This window comes from Sandarakinorhabdus oryzae (assembly GCF_009733735.1).
GTDB lineage: Bacteria > Pseudomonadota > Alphaproteobacteria > Sphingomonadales > Sphingomonadaceae > Sandarakinorhabdus > Sandarakinorhabdus oryzae.
In genome coordinates this window covers 1-21045 of sequence record NZ_WNJP01000024.1, presented here as the reverse complement: position 1 = coordinate 21045, position 21045 = coordinate 1, and the positions used below count along the sequence as shown (strand labels likewise).

At 67.3% G+C, this 21045-nt stretch carries 21 protein-coding genes; 11 read left to right on the top strand and 10 right to left on the bottom strand.

What is annotated here, in order from left to right; all coding sequences use genetic code 11:
* Positions 1-9: 9 nt before the first annotated feature.
* Entirely contained in the window at positions 10-633 is a 624-nt protein-coding gene (locus tag GJ693_RS04310; RefSeq protein WP_156255101.1) for a YoaK family protein, read from the top strand.
* Here GJ693_RS04310 and GJ693_RS04305 read toward each other — a convergent pair.
* The 4 genes from GJ693_RS04305 to GJ693_RS04290 are packed head-to-tail and all read right to left on the bottom strand — an operon-like array spanning position 630 to position 3871.
* Positions 630-1280 carry a 2-hydroxychromene-2-carboxylate isomerase gene (locus GJ693_RS04305; RefSeq protein WP_156255100.1) on the bottom strand — a complete coding sequence of 217 codons (651 nt, stop codon included), beginning with the start codon at positions 1278-1280 and terminating at the stop codon, positions 630-632. The two genes, GJ693_RS04310 and GJ693_RS04305, sit on opposite strands and share 4 nt — an antisense overlap.
* A complete protein-coding gene (locus GJ693_RS04300; protein ID WP_156255108.1) occupies positions 1277-1687 on the bottom strand; it encodes a DUF1330 domain-containing protein in 411 nt (136 codons plus the stop codon). Before GJ693_RS04300 ends, GJ693_RS04305 begins: the two co-directional genes overlap by 4 nt.
* Positions 1688-1692: 5 nt before the next feature.
* Entirely contained in the window at positions 1693-2598 is a 906-nt protein-coding gene (locus GJ693_RS04295) for a haloalkane dehalogenase (protein WP_156255099.1), read from the bottom strand.
* Positions 2573-3871, bottom strand: coding sequence for a spinster family MFS transporter (locus GJ693_RS04290; RefSeq protein WP_235902624.1), 1299 nt, complete (start codon positions 3869-3871; stop codon positions 2573-2575). Before GJ693_RS04290 ends, GJ693_RS04295 begins: the two co-directional genes overlap by 26 nt.
* A gap of 92 nt (positions 3872-3963) precedes the next feature.
* Between GJ693_RS04290 and GJ693_RS04285 the strand changes: the two genes are divergently transcribed.
* The 7 genes from GJ693_RS04285 to GJ693_RS04255 all read left to right on the top strand — a co-directional run bounded on the left by GJ693_RS04285 (position 3964) and on the right by GJ693_RS04255 (position 11032).
* Positions 3964-5397 carry an NAD-dependent succinate-semialdehyde dehydrogenase gene (locus tag GJ693_RS04285; protein WP_156255098.1) on the top strand — a complete coding sequence of 478 codons (1434 nt, stop codon included), beginning with the start codon at positions 3964-3966 and terminating at the stop codon, positions 5395-5397.
* Between the two features lie 50 nt (positions 5398-5447).
* Positions 5448-6176 carry a 3'(2'),5'-bisphosphate nucleotidase CysQ gene (locus GJ693_RS04280; protein WP_156255097.1) on the top strand — a complete coding sequence of 243 codons (729 nt, stop codon included), beginning with the start codon at positions 5448-5450 and terminating at the stop codon, positions 6174-6176.
* Positions 6173-6904, top strand: a complete 732-nt coding sequence (locus GJ693_RS04275; RefSeq protein ID WP_156255096.1) for a DUF2334 domain-containing protein — start codon at positions 6173-6175, stop codon at positions 6902-6904. Before GJ693_RS04280 ends, GJ693_RS04275 begins: the two co-directional genes overlap by 4 nt.
* A 101-nt stretch (positions 6905-7005) precedes the next feature.
* Positions 7006-7929, top strand: a complete 924-nt coding sequence (locus tag GJ693_RS04270; RefSeq protein ID WP_156255095.1) for a hypothetical protein — start codon at positions 7006-7008, stop codon at positions 7927-7929.
* Positions 7926-8465 carry a DUF2141 domain-containing protein gene (locus GJ693_RS04265; protein ID WP_156255094.1) on the top strand — a complete coding sequence of 180 codons (540 nt, stop codon included), beginning with the start codon at positions 7926-7928 and terminating at the stop codon, positions 8463-8465. Before GJ693_RS04270 ends, GJ693_RS04265 begins: the two co-directional genes overlap by 4 nt.
* Before the next feature lie 128 nt (positions 8466-8593).
* A complete protein-coding gene (locus tag GJ693_RS04260) occupies positions 8594-9766 on the top strand; it encodes a glycosyltransferase (RefSeq protein WP_156255093.1) in 1173 nt (390 codons plus the stop codon).
* A 99-nt stretch (positions 9767-9865) separates the two neighbouring features.
* Positions 9866-11032: a glycosyltransferase gene (locus tag GJ693_RS04255; RefSeq protein ID WP_156255092.1), complete on the top strand. Its 1167-nt coding sequence runs from the start codon at positions 9866-9868 to the stop codon at positions 11030-11032.
* Here the strand turns inward: GJ693_RS04255 and GJ693_RS16760 are convergent.
* The 4 genes from GJ693_RS16760 to GJ693_RS04240 all read right to left on the bottom strand — a co-directional run bounded on the left by GJ693_RS16760 (position 11029) and on the right by GJ693_RS04240 (position 15525).
* Positions 11029-11196: a hypothetical protein gene (locus GJ693_RS16760; protein WP_197041954.1), complete on the bottom strand. Its 168-nt coding sequence runs from the start codon at positions 11194-11196 to the stop codon at positions 11029-11031. The two genes, GJ693_RS04255 and GJ693_RS16760, sit on opposite strands and share 4 nt — an antisense overlap.
* Before the next feature lie 38 nt (positions 11197-11234).
* Complete coding sequence (locus GJ693_RS04250) at positions 11235-12377, bottom strand: aminotransferase class I/II-fold pyridoxal phosphate-dependent enzyme (RefSeq protein WP_156255091.1); 1143 nt, start codon at positions 12375-12377, stop codon at positions 11235-11237.
* 31 nt (positions 12378-12408) lie between these two features.
* Entirely contained in the window at positions 12409-14334 is a 1926-nt protein-coding gene (locus GJ693_RS04245) for a S41 family peptidase (protein ID WP_156255090.1), read from the bottom strand.
* Positions 14335-14421: 87 nt separating this feature from the next.
* Positions 14422-15525 (bottom strand): helix-turn-helix domain-containing protein, encoded by a 1104-nt coding sequence (locus GJ693_RS04240; RefSeq protein ID WP_197041953.1) that lies wholly within the window; start codon positions 15523-15525, stop codon positions 14422-14424.
* 84 nt (positions 15526-15609) lie between these two features.
* Between GJ693_RS04240 and GJ693_RS04235 the strand changes: the two genes are divergently transcribed.
* The 3 genes from GJ693_RS04235 to GJ693_RS04225 are packed head-to-tail and all read left to right on the top strand — an operon-like array spanning position 15610 to position 19038.
* Positions 15610-16584 carry an NAD(P)H-dependent flavin oxidoreductase gene (locus GJ693_RS04235; protein ID WP_156255088.1) on the top strand — a complete coding sequence of 325 codons (975 nt, stop codon included), beginning with the start codon at positions 15610-15612 and terminating at the stop codon, positions 16582-16584.
* A complete protein-coding gene (locus GJ693_RS04230; protein WP_156255087.1) occupies positions 16581-17402 on the top strand; it encodes an enoyl-CoA hydratase-related protein in 822 nt (273 codons plus the stop codon). The genes GJ693_RS04235 and GJ693_RS04230 overlap by 4 nt, the downstream gene beginning before the upstream one ends.
* 43 nt (positions 17403-17445) lie before the next feature.
* Positions 17446-19038, top strand: a complete 1593-nt coding sequence (locus GJ693_RS04225) for a M28 family peptidase (RefSeq protein WP_235902622.1) — start codon at positions 17446-17448, stop codon at positions 19036-19038.
* A 3-nt stretch (positions 19039-19041) separates the two neighbouring features.
* Here GJ693_RS04225 and GJ693_RS04220 read toward each other — a convergent pair whose 3' ends face one another.
* Both GJ693_RS04220 and GJ693_RS04215 read right to left on the bottom strand, forming a co-directional pair.
* Complete coding sequence (locus GJ693_RS04220) at positions 19042-20700, bottom strand: flotillin family protein (protein ID WP_156255085.1); 1659 nt, start codon at positions 20698-20700, stop codon at positions 19042-19044.
* 2 nt (positions 20701-20702) lie between these two features.
* Positions 20703-21045 (bottom strand): OB-fold-containig protein (locus GJ693_RS04215; RefSeq protein WP_156255084.1); only part of this gene is annotated, 343 nt, incomplete at its 5' end.

Sequence of the window (21045 nt, the reverse complement as noted above, 5' to 3'; positions counted from 1 at the left end):
CACCCGCTGATGCAGGATCATCCGCGTCGGGACCAGCTGATTGCGGCGGCGCTGGCGGCGCTGGCCGGCTATGTCGATGCCGTCGGCTTCATCGCCTCGGGCGGTCTGTTCGTCAGCTTCATGAGCGGCAACAGCACCAGGCTGGGCATTGGCCTGGCCGAGGCCAGCCACCTCGCTGCACTGGCCGGCAGCCTGCTTGCTGCCTTCGTGGCCGGGGTGACGCTGGCCACGCTGACCGGCCGCGGCCAGGGCGATTATCGCCGCCGCCGGCAATTGCTGCTGGTGGCGGCATTGCTGTCTCTTGGTTTTGGCCTCGCCACGTGGGGCGCCACCTGGCCGGCGCTGTTGCTGGCAGCGATGGCGATGGGCGCGGAAAATTGCGTGTTCGAAGCCGGCGGCGACGTGAAGATCAGCCTCACCTTCATGACCGGCAACCTGGTCAAGATAGGCCAGCGGCTGGCGCTGGCGCTCTCTGGCGGGCCGGCGCTGGCCTTCCTGCCGTGGCTGCTGTTGTGGCTGGCGATGATCGGCGGCGCCGTGGCCGGCGCGCTGGCCTGGCCGCTGCTCGGCCTCGCCAATCTCGGCGTGGCGGCGGCGATTGCTGCCGGCCTGGCGCTGCTGATCGACCTCTAACGCGCCTTGAGGCCCTTCTGATTCAGTCGCCAGACCAGCTGGTCAAAGCGGTCCTGGCCAAAGAAGGGCTCGCCATCGAACGCCATCAGCGGCACGCCATAATGGCCGGCGGCGCGCTGCGCCTCCTGATTGGTTTCGATCTGTCCGCGATAGTGATCGGCATTGGCCGCGATGGCGGCATCCAGCGCGGCGAGATCAAGCCCGGCCCGTGCGGCCGCCTGCGCCAGATGATCGCCCTCGTGCCAATCATCGATCGTGCCCGACCAGATGCTGTGCGACACCTCGCGGATGAACGGCAAACCGCGCCCGGCCTCCGTGGCCGCCACGCCCAGCATCGACAGGCGGTGGATATACGGCTGTTCGGGCGGATAGAGCCGCGTCGCCGGATCCATGTAGACCGGGTCGGGCTTGGGCCAGCGATAGGGCATGCCCAAATATTCGGCCTCGCGATAGGTGTCGCGCATCAGGTAGAACATCCACAGCGGATCGACCTTCTGGAAGAAATCCGCCTGCCTGACCGCGATCGGATAGACGATGCGCACGTTGCAGGTGACGTCATGGGTCGCCACGAGCTCCACCACGCGCGGCAGCAGCAGATAGCTATAGGGCGAGCGGAACGACCAGAAGAGGTCGAAACTGAGGCTCATGGCTGGGCTTTCGTGCGGATGTTGAGCTGGCCGGCCAGCCCGGCATAGCGGTGGATCTCGATGGCCTGATATTCGGGCAGCGCCACCATCTGCAGCATCGCCAGCGGGCTGGGGTAATAAGCCAAGGCCACCGCGTCCCACGGCTCCTCGACCTGGCCGAGCAGCATGCCCGACACCGGGCCGGAATAGATCACGCGCCCGCCGACCTTTTCCAGACAGGCCACCACCGCCGCACCATAGCGATTATAGGCATCACGACCTGACAATTCGGGGTCGCGCCCGTCGGGATAGGTCGCCTTGTCCTTGAACTTCAGCAGGTTGACCATGACCATCGGGCCATGATCGGCATCACCAAAAAACGCCTGCGCCACCTCGGGTCGCGGGCTGGTCTCGTTCGTCACCTGCATCGGCGTCACCCCCGGTTGATGTGGTCAAGGATGATGCGCACCAACTCCTCGGGCGCGTCTTCCTGCAGGAAATGGCCGGCGTTCTTGACGATGCTGTGCGGCTGGCCTTTCGCGCCCGGCACCCGGTCGATGAAGGCCTTCTCGCCACCATGGGTCACCGCATCCTTGTCGGAAAAACAGGTGACAACCGGCCTGGTGAAGCGGCCGAGCACCTCCCAGGCCGCCTTGTTCTCTGCGACGCTGGCGTGTTCCGGCGTGATCGGCACCAAAGTGGGGAACTGGCGCGCGCCTTCCTTGTAGGTCTCGTCCGGGAAGGGCGCGTCATAGGCCGCGACTTCCGCTGGCGTCAGATCGCGGGTGCAGCCACCGTTGACGATGAAGCCGACCGGGAAGGTCTCGACCTTCTGGCTGAACTCCAGCCACGACCGGAATCCTTCCGTCCAGCCGGTGCCGATCGGCAGCCCGGTGTTGCCGATCACCAGCCGGGCAAAACGCTCCGGAAAGGCCGCGACCAGGCGCAGGCCGATCAGCCCGCCCCAATCCTGGCAGAACAGGGTGATATCGGTGAGGTCCAATGCGGTCAGCCAGTCGCTCATCCATTCGACGTGGCGTTCATAGGTATAGTCCATGCGATTGGCCGGCTTGTCGGACTTGCCGAAGCCGATGAGATCGGGCGCCACCACGCGGTGGCCGGCGGCGACCAGCGGCGGCACGAACTTGCGGTAGAGGTAGGACCAGCTTGGCTCACCGTGCATCAGCAGGATCGGCGCGGCCTCGCGATTGCCTTCATCGACATAGTGGAGGCGCAGCGGCGTGCCGGTGGCACGGTCCTTCAGCTCCAGATAATGCGGGGCAAAGGGATAATCGGCCAGATCGGCAAAGGCCTCATCCGGCGTGCGCAACACCTGCATGCATCAATTCCTTCCCGTTGGCTTCGCGGCCCAGCGCCCGCGCGCCCAGCCAGAACAGCAGCGCCGGGACGAGACCCGCCCAGGCCGCAAAATAGAGCACCATGCGCACCGACTGCAGGCCATATTCGGGCTTCAGCAGGTCAGACAGCGCACCAAACAGCAGCGGCCCCAGCCCGAGGCCGATCAGATTTTGCGCGAACACCATCCACGCCGCCGCCATCGCCCGCGTGTCGGGCCGCGCCAGCACCTGCGCCGCACCATAGGCCGGGCCATAATAGGCCGAGTTGGCCACGGTGGGCAGCACCAGCAGCGCAAGGCCCAGCCGCCAGTCATCAACGCTGTAGCCAAGAAACAGCAGCGGCGCCGCCAGCGTCATGGCGATGGCCGGCAGGGTGAGCATGTGGCGCCGGTCGTGCCGGCCCCAGCGGTCCGCCGCCCAACCGCCGAGCCAGGTGCCCAAAATGCCGGCCAGCCCGAGGCTGACCCCCACCCACAGCGCGGTTTCGCCCACCGACAACTTGTGCGTGCGCTGGAAATAGATCAGCACCCAGACGCCCTTGCCGTAACTGAGGAAGGCCACCAGCGACGCCGCTGACAGCACCAGGCAATAGGCCGGCGAGGCCACCAGCCGCTTCAGGCTGGCCAGCATGGAGAGGCGCGGCGGCGCGTCTGTGGCGGCCACCCGGCCCAGGCGCGGGTCCTTCAGGAAAAACCAGACAAACAGCGCCAGGGCGAGACCGGGCAGCCCGACGACATAGAAGGCCTGGCGCCAGCCCAGCATTTGGGCCATGCCGCCGCCGATCAGCGTGCCCATCAGACCGCCGATGGGAATGCCCAGGCCGAAGAAGGCGATGCCACCGGCGCGCTTTTCGGGCGGCAGGCTGTCGGCAATCAGCGCGTGGGCGGTGGGCGTGCAGCCGGCCTCACCGATGCCAACGCCGATGCGCGCCAGCAGCAATTGCGTGAAATTCTGCGCCACCCCGCACAGCGCCGTCATCGCCGACCACACCGCCACGCACACCGCGATCAGCCGGCTGCGGTTGCTGCGGCCATTATCGGCCAGGCGGGCGATCGGCACGCCCAGCGTGGCATAGAAGAGCGCGAAGGCGAGGCCGGTGAGCAGGCCCAACTGGCTGTCGGACAGGTCAAGATCACGGGCGATGGGCTCGGCCAGAATCGAGACGATCTGGCGATCGATGAAATTGAAGATGTAGACGATCAGCAGCGTCCACAGCAGCAGCCGCGGATGTGGCGCATTTGGCGTCCGTTCCATCCCCATCTCCCCAGGATTTGGCTGCAGCCTGCCCTCCCCGCTCTTGGCTGGCAAGCTGCTTGGATTAAAGAGGGCACAAAGGAGTCTCCACCATGACCGCCTATCCTGCCCGCCCCGCCCTGTTCATCGATGGCCACTGGCTGTCTGGCGAAGGCCGCGCCACGCACGCGGTCGTCAACCCCGCCACCGGCGATGTGCTGGCCGAACTGTCATTGGCCACGACCGCCGATCTTGATGCCGCGCTCGATGCCGCCGCGCGCGGCTACAAATTGTGGCGAGCGACGGGCGTGGATGAAAAGGCTGCGGTCCTGTCGGGCGCCGCCCGGCTGCTGCGGGAACGCGTGGAGCTGATCGCCACCACGGCCACGCTGGAACAGGGCAAGCCGCTGGCCGAAGCGAAAGGCGAGCTCGCCTACACCGCCGCGCTGGTCGATTTCTACGCCGGCGAGGTGCGCCGCAACTATGGCCGAGTGCTGGTGCGCCCTGCCGGGCAGCGCAGCCTGGTCGTGCACGAACCGGTTGGGCCATCATTGGCGCTGTGCCCGTGGAATTTCCCCATCCTCAATCCGGCGAGGAAGCTCGCCCCGGCGCTCGCCGCCGGCTGCTCCATGATCATCAAGCCGCCCGAGGAAGCCCCCGGCAGCGCGGCCGAAGTGCTGCGCTGCTTCATCGATGCCGGCTTGCCCGCGCCGGTGGCGAGCATGGTGTTCGGCGTGCCCGACCAGGTCTCGCGCCACCTCATCGCCAGCGACGTCATCCGCAAGATCAGCTTCACCGGTTCGGTGCCGGTCGGCAAGCATCTGATGGCGCTGGCGGCTGCCGGCGCCAAGCGCACCACCATGGAGCTGGGCGGCCATGGCCCGGTGATCGTCTGGGACGACGCCGATTTCGACAAGGCCGTCACCATGGTCAGCGCCTTCAAGTGGCGCAACGCTGGTCAGGTCTGCGTGTCGCCTACCCGCGTCATCGTGCACGAGGCCATCGCCGATCGCTTCGCCGCTGCGCTGGCCGAACGCGCCAAGACGCTGCAGGTGGGATCAGGCCTTGATGCCGCCACCCAGATGGGCCCGCTCGCCAACCCGCGCCGGCCCGTCGCCATGGAAAGCCTGATTGGCGATGCCGTGGCGCAAGGCGGCACGCTGCTGGCCGGCGGCGCACGGGTGGGTTCCACCGGCAATTTCTGGGCCCCCACCGTGCTCGCCGATGTGCCGCTGTCGGCACGGCTGATGAACGAGGAGCCGTTCGGCCCGGTCGCCACCGTGCAGCGCGTCGCCACGCTGGATGCGGCCATCGCCGAGGCCAACCGGCTCCCGTTCGGCCTGGCCGCCTATCTGTTCACCGAAAATGCCCGCACCGCCAATATCCTCTCTGACGCGGTGGAGTCCGGCATGATCGGCGTCAACATGATGGCGATGAGCGCCGTTGATGCCCCGTTTGGCGGCGTGAAGGACTCCGGCCATGGCAGCGAGGACGGCCCGGAAGGCATGCGCGCCTTCCAGGTGGTGAAGGCCATCCATCAGGCTTGAAAGCCGGCCTGCCCTTGCCGGCAGCCGCCGGCGCTGGCAGGGAACCGGGCATGACCGATGCCGAACTCGCCCGCCACCTCGCCTTTGCCGCCGGGCAGATGCTGATGGATCTGCGCAGCGGCCCGCTGGAGGGCAAGGCCCTGGGGGCCGAGGGCGACCGCCTCAGCAACGCCTTCCTGGTGGCCGAGCTGCGCCGGCTGCGGCCCGATGATGCCATCCTCTCCGAGGAGGAAGCCCCCGATCTCACCCGGCTGCAGCACGCCCGCGTCTGGCTGGTCGATCCGCTGGATGGCACCCGCGAATATGGCGAGCGCCGCGATGATTGGGCCGTGCATGTCGCGCTCAGCATCGATGGCCGCATCGCCGATGGCGCCGTGGCCCAGCCGGCCCTCAACCAGTGCGTGTGCACCGCCCACCCGCCGGCGCTGCCGGCCGAATCCAGCCCGCTGCGCATCGTCGTCTCACGCAGTCGCCAGGCCGCCTGCGCCGATGATCTCGCTGCCGCCATCGGCGCCCAGCTGGTGCCGATGGGCAGCGCCGGCGCCAAGACGCTGGCGGTGCTGCGCGGTGAGGCGGATGTCTATCTGCACCAGGGCGACATGCACGAGTGGGACAGCGGCGCCCCCGCCGCCGTCGCCCAGGCCGCCGGCCTGTGGGTCAGCCGTGTCGATGGCCGCCCGCTGGTCTTCAACCAGCCGCGCCCGCTGACGCCCGATATCCTGATCTGCCACAAGGATCGCGCGCCGGCCCTGCTGGCCGCCATCGCGCCGCTGTTGTGACCGGAAGGCTGCTCGCCTCGATCCACGATGTCTCGCCGCGCAGCGAGGCGGCGGTGGATGTGCTGCTGAACGCGCTCGGCCGCCACGTTGGCCAGCGGCTGGCGATGCTGGTGGTGCCCGATCACTGGAACGAAGCGCCGATCGCCGGCAATCGCGCCTTCCAGGCCCGGCTGCGCGGCTGGGCCGATGCCGGCATCGAGATGTTCCTGCACGGCTGGTGCCACCGCGACGACCGCCAGGCCACGCTCGCCTCCCGCCACATGACGGCGGGTGAAGGCGAGTTTTCCAGCCTCGATGCCGCCGAAGCCTCTGCCCGCATCGAACGCGGGCTGGCGGTGGTCGAGGATGCCATCGGCCGGTCGGTCGCCGGCTTCATCGCCCCGGCCTGGCTCTACAGCGAAGGCACCCATCAAGCACTGGTGGCGCACAAGCTGCCGCTGGCCGAAGATCACATGACGCTGTGGCAGCCCGGCGGCGCCACTTTGGCCCGCGGGCCGGTGATCACCTGGGCCAGCCGCTCGCGCCCGCGCATCGCCTCGTCGCTGGCGGTGGCGGCACTGGGCCGTTACGCCCTCAAGCTGCTGCCGGTGGTGCGCGTCGCGGTTCATCCCGGCGATGTCACCGTGCCAGCGATCATGGCCAGCATCGATGCCACGCTGGCCCGCCTTGTCACCAGCCACGCCCCGTCGCGCTATGCCGATCTGGTCCCTCAAAGTCCGGTCCGTTGAAATCGTGGCGCAATGGGGGCAAGCGCCCCTTGTTGGCCGTCGTCAAATTGCCATATTGGCACACTAGAGCCCGCGCAGGACAAACGGATTTGGCGCCAGACATGTTTCAAAGTGACGCCGGCGCTGCTCCTGCAAGCCTGGCAACCGACAATTTGCCGGCCCTGCCGCGCAGCGAGCGCGGCTGGACCTGGTGGGTTGGCACCGCCATCACGCTTGCCGTGCTGGTGGCCGCTCTCATGCAACTGGCCCAGATCGATCTGGCGCGGGTCGCCGCCGTCGTGCCCAGCTCGCCCTTGTTCTGGTTCGTCTATGCCATTTCCTATTTCGCCGGCCCGCTGGGCGATTATGTCATCTTCCGCCGGCTGTGGCAGATCCCGGCCGCCGGCTTCTTCGCGCTGCTGCGCAAACTGATCGGCAACGAACTCATCACCGGCTATGTCGGCGATCTCTATTTCTACACCTGGGCGCGCCAGCGCACCGGCATGACCTCGGCGCCGTTCGGTGCGGTCAAGGATGTCGCCATCCTGTCGGCGATGGCCGCCAACGCCGTCACCCTGGTGCTGATGGTGCTGGCCTATCCGCTGCTCGACACGCTGCACCTTGGCATCGATTCCACCGCCTTCTTCGCCTCGGTGGCGCTGATGCTGGTGATCTCCAGCGGCGTGCTCTTCTTCCGCAAGAAATTGTTCAGCCTGCCGTCACGCGACCTGTGGCATGTCACCTTCGTGCAGATCGCCCGCGTGGTTGCCACGCTGGTGCTCACCGGCCTGTGCTGGCACCTGGCGCTGCCGGCGGAATCGGTGGAATTGTGGGTCTTGCTTTCGGCCATGCGCATGCTGCTGTCGCGTCTTCCCTTCCTGCCCAACAAGGACGTGGTGTTTGCCGCGCTGGCGGTGTTCGTGATCGGCCAGGATGCCGAGGTTGGCGCGCTGATGGCGATGATGGCCAGCCTGCTGCTGGCCACGCACCTGGGCCTGGGTCTGCTGCTGGTGGGCGGAGAAGCAGCCGGGTGGCGCAAGAAATGACGAAAACATTGTTGGCCGCACTGCTGGTGCTGGCGCCTGTCGCGGTGGCCGCGCAGGTCGAATCCAATCCCAACCTCGGCAAGGCTGAAGGCCAATGCCGGCCGGGCGAAACCGGGCCGGCGGTGATCGTCACGGCGGCCGGCCTGAAGGATCGCCGCGGCACACTGCGCGCCGAGCTCTATCCCGACAACGACGATGACTTCCTGGAAGACGACAATATCCTGATCAACGAAGGCAAGACCTTCCGCCGCGTCGAGATCCAGGTGCCGCAATCGGGCGTGGTGCAATTGTGCATCCGCACGCCAGGCCCCGGCAATTACACGCTGTCGCTGCTGCATGACCGTGATTCCAACCGCAAGTTCGGCCTGTCAACCGATGGCGTCGGCTTTCCGAACAATCCGCGCCTGGGGCTGAGCAAGCCCAAGGCCAATGCCGTGCGCTTTCGCACCGGGCCGGGCCTGACGGACATCAGCATCAGGCTGAACTACCGGAAGGGGCTGTTCAGTTTTGGCCCGCTTGAGCGTCCGGCAGGCTGAATAGGCCCAGTGACGTGCGCGTTCGCGCCGGGCCGGACTTGACCGGCAGCAGCATGAGATTAAAGAGGCCGCAGGGGCTTTTCAGGTTCAGCCCGCTGGCGCGTCCGGCGGTCTGACGGAGAGCAATCATGCGTCTCGTTGACGTATCTGCCCTGTACAGCCCGAACGGCGGCGGGATTCGCACCTACACCCACCGCAAGCTGGCGCTGGCCGAACAGTCCGGCCTCGATCTGACCGTGGTGGTGCCTGGCCTTGACGACGCGGAACAGCGTTTCGGCAGCGCCCGCCTCGTCAGCATCAAGAGCCCGCGCTTTCCGCTTGATCGCAACTATTGCTATTTCGACAGCGACGCCGTCATCCACGCCGCGCTCGACCGGCTGCAGCCCGACATGATCGAATGTTCCTCGCCGTGGGGCAGCGCGGCGGCCGTCGCGGCCTGGCCGGGGCCGGCGCCACGCGCGCTGATCATGCACGCCGATCCGATGTCGGCCTGGGCCTATCGCTATCTCGATCGCCTGCTGTCGCGGCAGACCATCGATCGCGGCTTCGGCTGGTTCTGGCGCCATCTGAAGGCCTGTGACGAGCGCTTCGACATGGTGGTCGCCGCCTCCCCCAGTCTGGCCGCGCGGCTGGCCCAGCACGGCCTGCGCCGGGTGGAGACGATCCCGATGGGCGTCGATCCCGGCATCTTCTCGCCCGCGCTGCGCGACGCGGATCTGCGCGCCCGGCTGCTGGCGATGTGCAGCCTGCCGCCGCAGGCGACGCTGCTGATCGGGGTTGGCCGGCACGGCCCGGAAAAACAGTGGCCGATGGTGATCGCCGGCGTGACCGCCGCCAGCTATGGCCGTGCCATCGGCCTCGTGCTGCTCGGCGACGGCCACGGCCGCGCCGCCGTGCAACGCGCCGTGGGCGACAATCCGCATGTCACCCTGCTCGCCCCGGTCAGCGATCGCAGCGAGTTCGCCCGGCTGCTGGCCTCGGCCGATGCCCTGGTCCACGGCGCCGGTGTCGAAACCTTCGGCCTCGCTTGCGCCGAAGCCCGCGCCAGCGGCCTGCCGCTGATCGTGCCCGATGAAGGCGGTGCCTTTGATCAGCTGGCCGATGGTGCCGGCATCGCCTATCGCGCCGGCGATGCCGCCAGCCTGGCCCAGAATCTGGCCAACTGGCTGCCGCAGCTGGCGGCCGATCGCCGCACGGCCGTGGCACTGGCTGGCCAGGTGCCGACTCTGGACCAGCATTTCGCCACGCTGCACGCCCGTTACCGCGCCCTGCAGCAAATGCGGCGGCCGCAGGCGGCCTGAGCGGGGGAATGGCGCCCGCCTGCCGTAATAGGGCTTGACCAACCGGGCCGACGCGCTGATTTGTCGGTCTCATGACGTTGGCCAGGGGCAAATACTGGCGTGCATATTGTCGATATCTCGGCACTTTACTCACCGCAAGGCGGTGGGATCCGGACCTATACCCACCGCAAGCTCGAGGTTGCGGAACAGCATGGCGTGCGCCTCACCGTGGTGGTGCCGGGCGCCGATGATCATGTGCGCGAGGTCGGCAAGGCCAGGCTGGTCAGCATCAAGAGCCCGCGCTTCCCGCTCGACCGCAGCTATTTCTATTTCGCCTCCGATCGCATCATCCACGCCGCGCTGGATGAACATCGCCCGGATTTCATCGAATGTTCCTCGCCGTGGGGCAGCGCCGCCGCCGTGGCCGATTGGCCGGGCGCCGCGCCGCGCAGCCTGTTCATGCATGCCGAGCCGCTGTCGGCCTGGGTCTATCGCTATCTCGACGGGCTGTTGCCGCGCCAGGCCATCGATCGCGGCTTTGACTGGTTCTGGCGCTATCTGCGCCGATTGGACGCGCGTTATGATCAGGTCATCTCGGCCGCCCCCAGCCTGTCGAAGCGGCTGCGCGATGGCGGGTTGACCCATGTTGTCGACAACGCGCTGGGTGTCGATCCCGGCGTGTTCTCGCCGGCCAACCGCGATGAAGAGCTGCGCAAGCGCCTGCTCGCCCAATGCGGCCTGCCGCCGGATGCGACCTTGCTGATCGGCGTCGGCCGGCACAGCCCGGAAAAACAATGGCCGATGGTGATCGCCGGGGTGACGGCGGCCAGCTATGGCCGGCCGCTGGGCATGATCATCCTGGGCGACGGCCACGCCCGCGCCTCGGTCGTGCGCGCGGTGGGCGAGAACCCGCACATCCAGCTGATTGCGCCGGTGCGCGACCGCGCCGAATTCGCCCGCATCCTCGCCAGTGCCGACATGATGGTGCACGGCGCCCCGGCCGAGACGTTCGGTATCGCCTGCGCCGAGGCCAAGGCCAGCGGCCTGCCGCTGATCGTGCCCGACCAGGGCGCCGCGCTCGACCAGCTCGAACCCGGGCTCGGCCTGTCGTTCACCTCGCTGGACGCCGCCAGCCTGGCCGGCACCATCGCCGATGCCATTCCGATGCTGCCGGCGATGCGCAGCCGGGCCATTGCGGCCGCCACCGGGGCCCGCACCATCGATGAACATTTCGCGCAGCTGTTTGCCGGCTATGCCGCCGTGCTCGACGGCCGCCGCGCCGCCTAGCGCGTGACGGCGTAGTAGATTACGTAGAACCACGACAGCAGGCCGTGGATGATCACCCACAGCAGCGACTTGTGCAGGCTCCAGCTGATGGTGACGGCAATGGCCGAGCCGAGGCCGATCCCGGTCCGCACCACTTCCCCGCTGCGCAGTCGCTGTTCGGCCATATCCTGTCTCCTTCACCAGCGGATATGGGGAGACTGCACTAGCCTTGCAATACAGGCAAGCCGCGCGCCTGGTTCAGCCGGGCGATCCCGCCATCAATCACCGCGTTGGATTTGGCAAAGCACAGCCGGATGAACGGCGTCTGCCGGCCGTCGGGCATGAAGGCACTCAGCGGGATGGCAGCGATACCGGGGTCAACGACGGCCGCTTCGCAAAAATCGCGATCGCCCAGCCTGATGCCCGAAGCAGCCAGATCGGCCATCACGAAATAGCTGCCGTGGGTGGGCAGCAAATGCCAGCCGCCGCCAGCAAGCCCGGCCACCAACCGGTCACGCGCGGCCACAAACGCCGCACGACCGGCATCAAACCAGGCATCCGGCAGCGCCAGTCCGGCCGCAACCGCGGTCTGCAACGGCGGCGGCGTGGTGAAGGTAAGATATTGGTGAACCTGCGCCACCCGCTCGGCCAGTGCCGCCTCGGCCACCACCCAGCCCACTTTCCAGCCGGTCAGTGCCAGCAGCTTGCCGGCCGAACCAAGCTTGATGGTGCGCTCCGGCACCAGGGTGAGCGGCGAGACATGCGGCGCGTCGCCGGTCAGCACCTCTTCCCATACCTCGTCGCTGATGATGATGAGATCATGGGCGCGGGCCAGATCGGCAATCGCCGCCAGCATCGCCGGGCTGGCCATGGCGCCGGTAGGATTGTGCGGCGTGTTCAACAGGATGGCGCGGGTGCGGGGCGTGATGGCGGCCGCAATCGCCTGGCCACTGGCCTGCCAGTCGGGCGGCGTCAGCGTCACCCACACCGGCCGCGCCCCGGCCCGCGCCACCAAGGGCGCATAGGCATCATAGGCCGGCGCGAACAGGATGACCTCGTCGCCCGGCCCGGCCACCGCCATGATGCTGGCCGCCAGCGCCTCGGTTGCGCCGGAGGTGACGATCACCTGTTCTGGCGCGACCACAAGTCCTTGCCGGCGCTGGTAAAATTCCGCCACCGCCGCCCGCAGTTCGGGCAGGCCGCGCATCGGCGGATACTGGTTGTAGCCCGTGGTGATCGCCTCGGCACCGGCCGCCAGCACCGCTTCGGGCCAGCCGAAATCCGGGAAACCCTGGCCCAGGTTGACCGCACCATGCTGGCGGGCCAGCCCGGACATATGCTCGAAGATGGTGGTGCCGGCCTGCATCAGCCCTGTCTGCCATCCAGGCCGGCCAACCTCAAGCGATGGCACGCAACTGGTAGCTGTGGCGCATGATGAGGGGCTGGCCGGCGCTGCGGCTCATGCGGGTCAGGCGCAGCACGTGCCCGTCGCGGGTGAGGATGGTGCGCACCATCACCGACTGGCCATTCTCGTTGCCGCGACCGTCGGCGACCAGCGTGACCGCGCCAGCGGGCGAACGGCGCAGTTCCACCACCGCCATCGTCTCGCGGGCCTTGCCGCTGGTGATGCTGAGCGTCTTGCCGTCGGGACTGAACGACCAGGCCTCGCTGGCGCGCACAGTCTTGCCCGGCCCGTCATCGAACGTCCAGGCGATGGTGAGGCCTTTGGCGCTCATCAGCGTCGGCAGGGTGACGCGGCCATCATTGCCATAGTCGCGATAGTCGAGCGTGCCGGCCCAGTTGCCCGCCAGCGCGGTGGTCAGCGTGGCAGCAGCATCAAGGGGAGCCGCCGGCTGGTCGAGCGCGCGCGCCACCTCCACCACCCGGTCGCGCCCGGCCTCGAAATCGGCCAGAGTCGGCACTACCAGCACGTCCGTTGCCACCCCCCGGCGCGGGGTGAAGGCCTTGATATTGGTGAAGCTTTTGAACTGCGGCACCCGCACGCGGATGTGGCTTTCCGGCAGCACCAGATTGAAGATATTGCCAGCGGTCGGCCCCTCTGCGCTGCCCGATGTGTCCTCGCCAACCAGCGTGACGGCGCGCTTGTCCTTCAGCCAGGCGATGGTCATCGTTGCGCCGGAACCATTCTGCGGGCCGGTCAGCACGGTCAGCCGGCCGGTGAAGCGCTGATCGGCGGGCAGCGGCTGGTGCATGATCTGGCTGTCATCATCGTCACCCTCGTCGGTGCCGGTGGGGATACGTTCCAGCAGGCCATCGCCCGTGGGTCGATAGGCGCTTTCCGGCGGGTTGAACTGCGCGTCGCGATTCCCCCACGTCTCGATATGGTTGGGCAGATCGCCAAAACGGATGGTCTTGGCGCGGATCGACTTGGTCAGTGTGAACGGCGCATCCAGCAGGTGCCGGCCCAGCGCGATGGTGGGATCGGTGGAGCCGCCACCGTTGTTGCGCAAATCCAGGATCAGATGCTCGGTGCCGGCCGCCTTCATGGCCTGGAAGAAGCCGCCCATGAACGGCGTTGCCGCCACCGGGTTGCGATAATTGACGAAGGTGTCGATCTTCAGCCGCGCGGTCTTGCCCGCCATATGCCACGAGATCCCGCTGTAGAACTCGTTGCGATATTTGCCATCCGGCGCCTCCAGCTGCCGCCACTGGGTGAAGCTGATCGGGGCAAGCTGGCTGGTCTGCCCGACGGCAGCGCCCGGCATTTTCCACGCAATGTCCCACTGCTGCGGCGCGCCGAACAGGCCGGGCCAATATTCCTCCAGGTCGCTGCCGCCCAAGTCGGAATCGTCCGCGATCTTCACCGCCACGGCCTGATCGGTATCGCCATCATAGGCGACCAGCGGTGCCACCGCGGTCAAGATCTGCGGCACGGGCCGGCCGTTGATGGCGGTGACTTCGGCGCCCTTGGGCAGCGCGCCCGACAGCACGATCATGCGCCCTTCGATCAGGCGGAAGCGGAAGGGCAGATGGCTGGCATTGGTCTGCCGCCAGCTTTCGATCGCGTCCGGCAGTTCGGGCTTCGAATGGTCGCAATGAATGCTGGCCACCAGCCGCGCGATCTCGCGGTGCAGAGTGAGCGTGGCGATGGGCTGGCGGGCCAGCGCTTCCAGCCGGGCAAAGCCGGCGTCCACCTGGGCCTTGGGCACATAGCGCGTGAGGCCGGGGTGGATCGTTTCCAGGGCCCGCCGCATCAGCGCGACATCGCGCGTCGCCTGCGCCGGGGTGAGCATCGGGTTGGGCATCTCGGCGGCGTTGGCGGTAGTGGCCAGTAGGGCGGCGAGCAGGACAGAGCAGCGCATGGCGGGTCTTTCGCTTCGGGTTGACGCCCCGCCCTGTCGCCGATCCGGCAGGCGGCATCGCCCGAAACGCTGAATTTGTGCCGATTTTCAGGATTTGAGACGTGCCTGAGGGGCTCTAGCTTCAGTCGGCGTCATCCCGGCAAATTCGGCGAAGGCCCGGTTGAAACTGGCCTTGGAGCGGAAGCCGGCGTCCATCGCCATGGTCAGGATGGCGCGCGTATCGGCCGGATCGGCCAGCCAGTCCTGCACCTGCCGCACCCGCCGCCGGTTGATCACCGCGTTGAAATTGGCCCCCAGCCCTTCGTTGAAGGCGCGGGCCAGATAATTGCTGTTGGTGCCCAGCGCCCGGGCCAGGCTGGCGGCGGTCAGATCGGGGTCCTGCCACAGCCGCTTCGCCTCGATCTCGGCCTCGAACTTCGCGCCCAGTGCCGCCCAATCGCGTCCGGTGGGCGGCGCTTCCTCCACAATCTCTGCAGGCACCGGGTAGCGCATTGCGGCATGGCGCCAGCCTTCGACGCCGAGATAGATGACCAGCCCGGAGAAGATGACATAGAGCCAGAACTGGTCGAAATAATTGCGGCTGGGGTCGCGGGCATTGGCGATGAAGAAGCCCAGCCAGACGAGGCCGACCAGCCCCAGCGCGATCAGGAAATTGCGGATCCAGTCGGGATCGAAATCAACCGCATCGGTGACATTCTCCCCCAGCCAGCGGCGATAATCGGCCCAGCAGCGCCACGCCAGCCGGCCATAGACGGCCAGGCTGATGAAACTCGCCACCCGGAACGCCGGCGACAGGATCGGTGCGGCGGCCACCGTGTCCCACCAGTTCTTGGTCTCCAGCGGCAGCGGGAACACCAGCGCGTCGGCCAGGAACTCGATGGCGACGGGGATGAAATGCGGCCACACGCGCCGCGGCGCCTGCCCGGTGAGGCTGGTGGCATGAAGCCAGAGCAACGGCCCGAACGCCAGCGTGTAGTTGAGCGGCATGAAGCTCAACCAGGGCCATGTGTCGTAAAAGCCGGCAAAGCCAATGATATAGGGCGTGATCAGCGCCGCCACCGCCAGGATCAGCAGCGCCAGCCAGCGATTGGCCGCCCGGTTGCTGGGTGCTCGCCACAGCATCAGCGCCAGCACGAGGCCCTGCACCGTGCCGACCAGCAACGTGATGCTCAAAACACCGAATTTGATCACCCCCACAGCCTCCCACAATCGCGACATTGCCGCCAGTCGGGGCGCGGGTTAGCTTTTCGCCACAATCGCTTGAGGAACAGGCCCATGAAGACGCGCATCACCGAAATGTTCGGCATCGAACACCCGGTCATCCAGGGCGGCATGCACTATGTCGGCTTTGCCGAGATGGCCGCCGCCGTCTCCAATGCCGGGGGCCTCGGCATCATCACCGGCCTCACCCAGGGCACGTCCGAGAAACTGGCCGCCGAGATCGCCCGCTGCCGCGAAATGACCGACAAGCCCTTCGGCGTGAACCTCACTTTCCTGCCCAGCGTGACGCCGCCCGATTATCCCGGCCTGATCAAGGCGATCATCGAGGGCGGCGTGAAGGTGGTGGAAACCGCCGGCAACAACCCGGCCAAATATCTGCCCGCGCTCAAGGAGCATGGCATCAAGGTTATCCACAAATGCACCAGCGTGCGCCACAGCCTGAAGGCCGAAGCCATCGGCTGCGACGCGGTGAGCGTGGACGGCTTCGAATGCGGCGGCCACCCTGGGGAGGATGATGTCGGCAACTGGGTGCTGCTGCCGCGCGCCGCCGAGGAGCTGAAGATCCCCTTCGTCGCGTCGGGCGGCGTTGCCAACGGCAAGCAACTGGCCGCGGCGCTGTGCATGGGCGCCGACGGCGTCAACATGGGCACGCGCTTCATCGCCACGGTGGAAGCGCCGGTGCACCCGAATGTGAAGGACGCGCTGGTCGCCGCCACCGAGCTCGACACCCGCCTGATCATGCGGCCCTTGCGGAACACCGAGCGGGTGCTCAACAACGCCGCTGTCGAACGCCTGCTCGAAAAGGAGCGCACCAAGGGCGCCGACCTCAAGTTCGAGGACATCATCGAGGAAGTCGCCGGCGTTTACCCCAAGATCATGAAGCACGGCGAAATGGATGCCGGCGGCTGGTCGTGTGGCCAGGTGGTCGGCCTGATCCACGATATCCCGACCTGCAAGGAGCTGATCGAGGGCATGGTGCGCGAGGCCGAAGAAATCATTCGCGGTCGGCTGCAGAAGCTCGTGGGATGAGCGAGATCCTCTACGCTCTGGCTGACGGGGTGGCGACCATCACCCTCAACCGGCCGGACAAGCTGAATGCGCTGACGCCGCGGATGCTGACCGACTTCTTTGCCGCCGTCGCAAAAGCCGGCGCCGACCCTGACGCCAAGGTGATTGTCATCACCGGCGCCGGCCGCAGCTTTTCGGCCGGGCTTGATCTCGCCATCATCGGTGGCGGCGGCAGCGGCGACGTGAACCCCTTCCCCGATACCGCCCCGCAATGGGGTGACGATATCGGTCCGGCACTCGCCCCCTATTACAGCGGCGGCTGGCCGGTGCTGATCACCTGCCGCAAGCCCACCATTGCAGCCGTCAACGGCCCGGCCTTCGGCTGGGGCTTCATCCTCGCCCTCCACTGCGACATCCGTTTCGCCAGCACGTCGGCGCTGTTCAACGCCACCTTCGCCCGCATCGGCGTGCCAGGCGAAAAGGGCTCGGCCTGGCTGCTCACCCGCCACATCGGCCAGGCGAAAGCCATGGACCTGCTCTACACCGCCCGCCGCTTCGACGGCACCGAGGCCAAGGCGTTGGGCCTGGTCAACGACGTGTTCGACGATGAAGCGCTGCTGCCCCACGTGCATGAATACGCAAGAAACATCGCCACCTACAGCGCGCCACGCAGCCTCGCCGCCATGAAGGCCCAGGTGTGGACCGCGCTCGACGAGGATTATGCCACCGCCTTCGCCGCGGCCGACAAGGAACAGCACCTCGCCACCGGCACCCAGGATTTCCGCGAAGCCTTTGCCAGTTATCGCGAGAAGCGAATTCCCCTGTTCCGCGGCCGCTGACCTGGGCTAGACCAGCCGGCACACCGCCGGGATGGAGATGATCATGCGCAATCTGGGTTTGCTGGTGGCCGTGCTGGCCACGCCGGCCGTGGCCGCACCGCAATTTTCGGCCGAGGCCTTCAAGGCGCATGTCAGCTTCCTTGCCGATGATCTGCTGGCCGGGCGCGACACCGGCAGCCCCGGGCACGAGATCGCCAGCCGCTATGTCGTGGCGCAGCTGTCCGCCGCCGGCGTCACCCCCGCCGGTGCCGATGGCAGCTGGTATCAGCCGGTGCGCCTGCGCGAAGCGACTCTGGTGCCGGGCAGCGCCGCGTTCAGCATCGACGCCAACCGGGCGGCTGATGATGCCGTCGTCGTCGGCGCCAACATGCTTGCCGAAAACCTGTCACTGTCAGCCCCGGTGGTCTTTGCCGGCCATTGCCTCGTCGAACCTTCGCTGAAGATCGACGATTTTCGTGGCCTCGACGTCAAGGGCAAGATCGTCGCCTGCCTGACCGGCTTTCCCAAAGGCCTACCCAGCGAAACCGCCGCCTATCTGACCGATCAGCGCGCCCGCTTCGTGGCGGCGCGCGGCGCCATCGGCATGATCAGCCTGTGGGGCAAGGCCGACGAGGCCCGCCGGCCCTTTGCCAGCGTCATCCGCGACAGCAGCAACCCGCGCATGCAGCGGCTCAACCCCGATGGCAGCCCCTTTATGTTTGCGCCTGGCCTGCGCGGCGCGGCCGTCCTCTCCACCGCCGTGGCCCGGCAATTGTTCGCTGGCGCCCGCCGCAGTTTCGATGCCGTCGATGCCGAAGGCCAGACCCGCTCGGTGCGCGGCTTTGCCCTGCCCAGCCCCGTCACCATCACCAGCCAATCGCGCTGGCGCACCATTACCAGCCACAATGTCGTCGGCATGGTGAAAGGCAGCGATCCGGCCCTGGCCGAACAGATCGTGGTGCTTGGTGCCCACCTTGATCACATCGGCACCGGCACGCCCATCAACGGCGATGCCATCAACAACGGCGCGCTCGATAATGCCGCCGGCAGCGCCACGCTGATCGAAGTGGCCAAGGCCACCGCTGCCAATCCGCCCAAGCGCAGCGTGCTGTTCGTCGCCGCCACCGCCGAGGAAAAGGGCCTGCTCGGCGCCGAAGCCTTTGCCGCCAACCCCACGGTGGACCGGTCGCGCATCGTCTCGATGATCGATCTCGACATGCCGATCCTCACCTATGATTTCCGCGACGTCACCGCCTATGGCGCCGATCACAGCACCATTGCCGCCGATGTCGCGGCCGCCGCCGGCGAGATGGGAGTGGCGCTGGCGCCAGACCCGCTGCCCGAAGAAACCATCTTCGTCCGTTCCGACCATTATGCTTTTGTGCAGCGCGGCATCCCGGCCATCATGCTGAGCACCGGCTTTGGCGGCGACGGCAAGGCGGCCTGGATGGATTTCCTCGCCAACCATTATCACCAGCCGTCCGACGATCTGAAACTGCCGATCCGCTGGCAACAGGGTGCCCGCTTCGCCGAGCTCAACTGGCGGATCATGGACCGGCTGGCCAACGCCGCCACCCCGCCGCGCTGGTACAAGGGTGACTTCTTCGGTGACCGCTTTGCGCCGACGGCCGACAAGGCACCGCCGCCGGCGCGATAGGCGCTATTGTGCCGGCTTGGCCGGAACGCTCATCGGCGGCAGCCCGACGCTGGCGCCGTCCAGGCCAAGTTCGCGCAGCAGATTGTCGACGATTGGTGCCTGCGCCCGGTAGCGCAGGGCCGCCTTCATGGCGCTGTCCGCCAGATTGCCATCGCCGGCGCCGCCGCCCTCACCGCTGCCACTGCCGCCACCGTTCAGGCCCTCCACCTGGACGATCCGGATGCTGTCGATGGCCTCCATCGGCTTGGCCGCCTCGCGGATGATGTCGGGCAGCACCTTCATCAGCGCCAGCTTGGTCTGCATCGACACCTGGTCGTTGGAGAGGAGGTTGGCCGCCTCGTTGATGGCGCGCTGGCCGGCGGCATCCACTTCGAAGCGCACGCGCGCTGCATCGGCGGCAAGCTTGGCGGCTTCGGCTTCACCCTCGGCCGCGAGCCGCACCGCTTCGGCGCGGTTGGCGGCGGCGGCCTTTTCCGCTTCCGCGGCCACCCGGATCGCAATCGCCGCGCGTTCGGCCTCCTTGGCGGCTTCGATCAGCTCGATGCGCTTGGCGCGCTCGGCAATCTCGTTCTCGCGGGCGGTGGCCACCTGCTCCTCGGCCGCCACGGCTTCGGCGCGCGCCTTGTCGGCCTCGGCCTTGGCCTGGCTTTCCATCCGCGACTTGTTCTGGATGGCGATCTGGCTTTCCTGGCGGGCGATGGCCAGCGCCTGTTCCTGGGTGATGCGCGCTTCGGCCAGTGCCTTGTCGGCGGCAATCTGGGTGGTTTCGGTCTGCTGGCGGGCGCTGATGCGTGCCTGTTCCGCCTCGCGGGTGCGTTCGGCCTCGGTCTGGGCAATCTCGGCAGCCTGCGCGGCGCGGCGAATGGCCAGCTCGCGCTCCTGCTCGATCTTGGCAAACTCCGTCTCGCGCGACAGGTTGAGCCGCTCACGCTCCGCTTCCAGATTCTTGGTCTCGATCTGGACGCGTGTGTCCTGCTCGATGTCGTTGCGGGCCTTCTTCCGCAGCTCGATCTGCTCGGTCAGCTTGGTCAGGCCTTCGGCATCAAAGGCGTTGTTGGCGTTGAAATGCTCGATGCTGGTCTGATCGAGCCCGGTCAGCGACACGCTTTCCAGTTCCAGCCCGTTCATGGCCAGATCAAGCGAGCTGACCTGCTGCACCTTCTGCACGAAATCGCCGCGCTGTTCGTGCAGCTGGTTCATCGTCATGCCGGCCGCGACCGAACGCAGCGCATCGACGAACTTGCCTTCGATCAGCTCCTTCAAGGCATCAGGCTGCATGGTGCGCGCACCCAGCGTTTGCGCCGCCATGGCGATGGACTGCGCGTCCTGCTTCACGCGCACATAGAATTCGGCCTTAACGTCGATGCGCATGCGATCGCTGGTGATCAGCGCATCGCCGTTGCGGCGCTCAACGGCGAGACGCACGGTGTTCATGTTGACCGGCATGGTTTCATGCAGCACCGGCAGCACCAGCGCGCCGCCGTTGATCACGACCTTCTCGCCGCCGAACCCGGTGCGCACGAAGCCGGTTTCCTTCGACGCGCGCTTGTAGAGCCGGGCAATCACCAGCCCGATGGCCAGCAGCGACACCACCAGCACCAGGCCGATGCTGCCCATGGTGGCCAGCACGCCAAATTCGCCAACGGGCACCAGATCGTTCATCGTCACACCTTCAGTTCAGAGAAAACATCATCGGGAATGATCACCGCGCGGAAATGCGGGCCATCCCGACCAACGAGCAACAGCAGGTCAACCGGGGTCAGCTGCGTGTCGCCGGCCGGTTCGACCATCACGAAATGGCGCTGGCCATGGGCATCGATCACTTCGGCCCGGGCCGGGCTGCCCGCATCGGCGTTGCCCAGCACAATGCGGGCGCGGCGGCCGACCAGGCTTTCGATATCGACAGCGGTGGTCTCATCGAGCGGCAGGATGCGCGCCAGCGGGCGGGAGCAGCCGCGCACCAGCGGCACGGCCGCCGCCGTGGCTGCCGCCGCTGCCATCGGCCAC

Bases quoted from the DNA above. Each gene is read 5' to 3' on its own strand.
- GJ693_RS04310 (WP_156255101.1), top strand. From the start codon at position 10: ATGCAGGATCATCCGCGTCGGGACCAGCTGATTGCGGCGGCGCTGGCG.
- GJ693_RS04305 (WP_156255100.1), bottom strand. From the start codon at position 1,280: ATGAGCCTCAGTTTCGACCTCTTCTGGTCGTTCCGCTCGCCCTATAGC.
- GJ693_RS04300 (WP_156255108.1), bottom strand. From the start codon at position 1,687: ATGCAGGTGACGAACGAGACCAGCCCGCGACCCGAGGTGGCGCAGGCG.
- GJ693_RS04295 (WP_156255099.1), bottom strand. From the start codon at position 2,598: ATGCAGGTGTTGCGCACGCCGGATGAGGCCTTTGCCGATCTGGCCGAT.
- GJ693_RS04290 (WP_235902624.1), bottom strand. From the start codon at position 3,871: ATGGAACGGACGCCAAATGCGCCACATCCGCGGCTGCTGCTGTGGACG.
- GJ693_RS04285 (WP_156255098.1), top strand. From the start codon at position 3,964: ATGACCGCCTATCCTGCCCGCCCCGCCCTGTTCATCGATGGCCACTGG.
- GJ693_RS04280 (WP_156255097.1), top strand. From the start codon at position 5,448: ATGACCGATGCCGAACTCGCCCGCCACCTCGCCTTTGCCGCCGGGCAG.
- GJ693_RS04270 (WP_156255095.1), top strand. From the start codon at position 7,006: ATGTTTCAAAGTGACGCCGGCGCTGCTCCTGCAAGCCTGGCAACCGAC.
- GJ693_RS04265 (WP_156255094.1), top strand. From the start codon at position 7,926: ATGACGAAAACATTGTTGGCCGCACTGCTGGTGCTGGCGCCTGTCGCG.
- GJ693_RS04260 (WP_156255093.1), top strand. From the start codon at position 8,594: ATGCGTCTCGTTGACGTATCTGCCCTGTACAGCCCGAACGGCGGCGGG.
- GJ693_RS16760 (WP_197041954.1), bottom strand. From the start codon at position 11,196: ATGGCCGAACAGCGACTGCGCAGCGGGGAAGTGGTGCGGACCGGGATC.
- GJ693_RS04250 (WP_156255091.1), bottom strand. From the start codon at position 12,377: ATGCAGGCCGGCACCACCATCTTCGAGCATATGTCCGGGCTGGCCCGC.
- GJ693_RS04245 (WP_156255090.1), bottom strand. From the start codon at position 14,334: ATGCGCTGCTCTGTCCTGCTCGCCGCCCTACTGGCCACTACCGCCAAC.
- GJ693_RS04235 (WP_156255088.1), top strand. From the start codon at position 15,610: ATGAAGACGCGCATCACCGAAATGTTCGGCATCGAACACCCGGTCATC.
- GJ693_RS04230 (WP_156255087.1), top strand. From the start codon at position 16,581: ATGAGCGAGATCCTCTACGCTCTGGCTGACGGGGTGGCGACCATCACC.
- GJ693_RS04225 (WP_235902622.1), top strand. From the start codon at position 17,446: ATGCGCAATCTGGGTTTGCTGGTGGCCGTGCTGGCCACGCCGGCCGTG.
- GJ693_RS04220 (WP_156255085.1), bottom strand. From the start codon at position 20,700: ATGAACGATCTGGTGCCCGTTGGCGAATTTGGCGTGCTGGCCACCATG.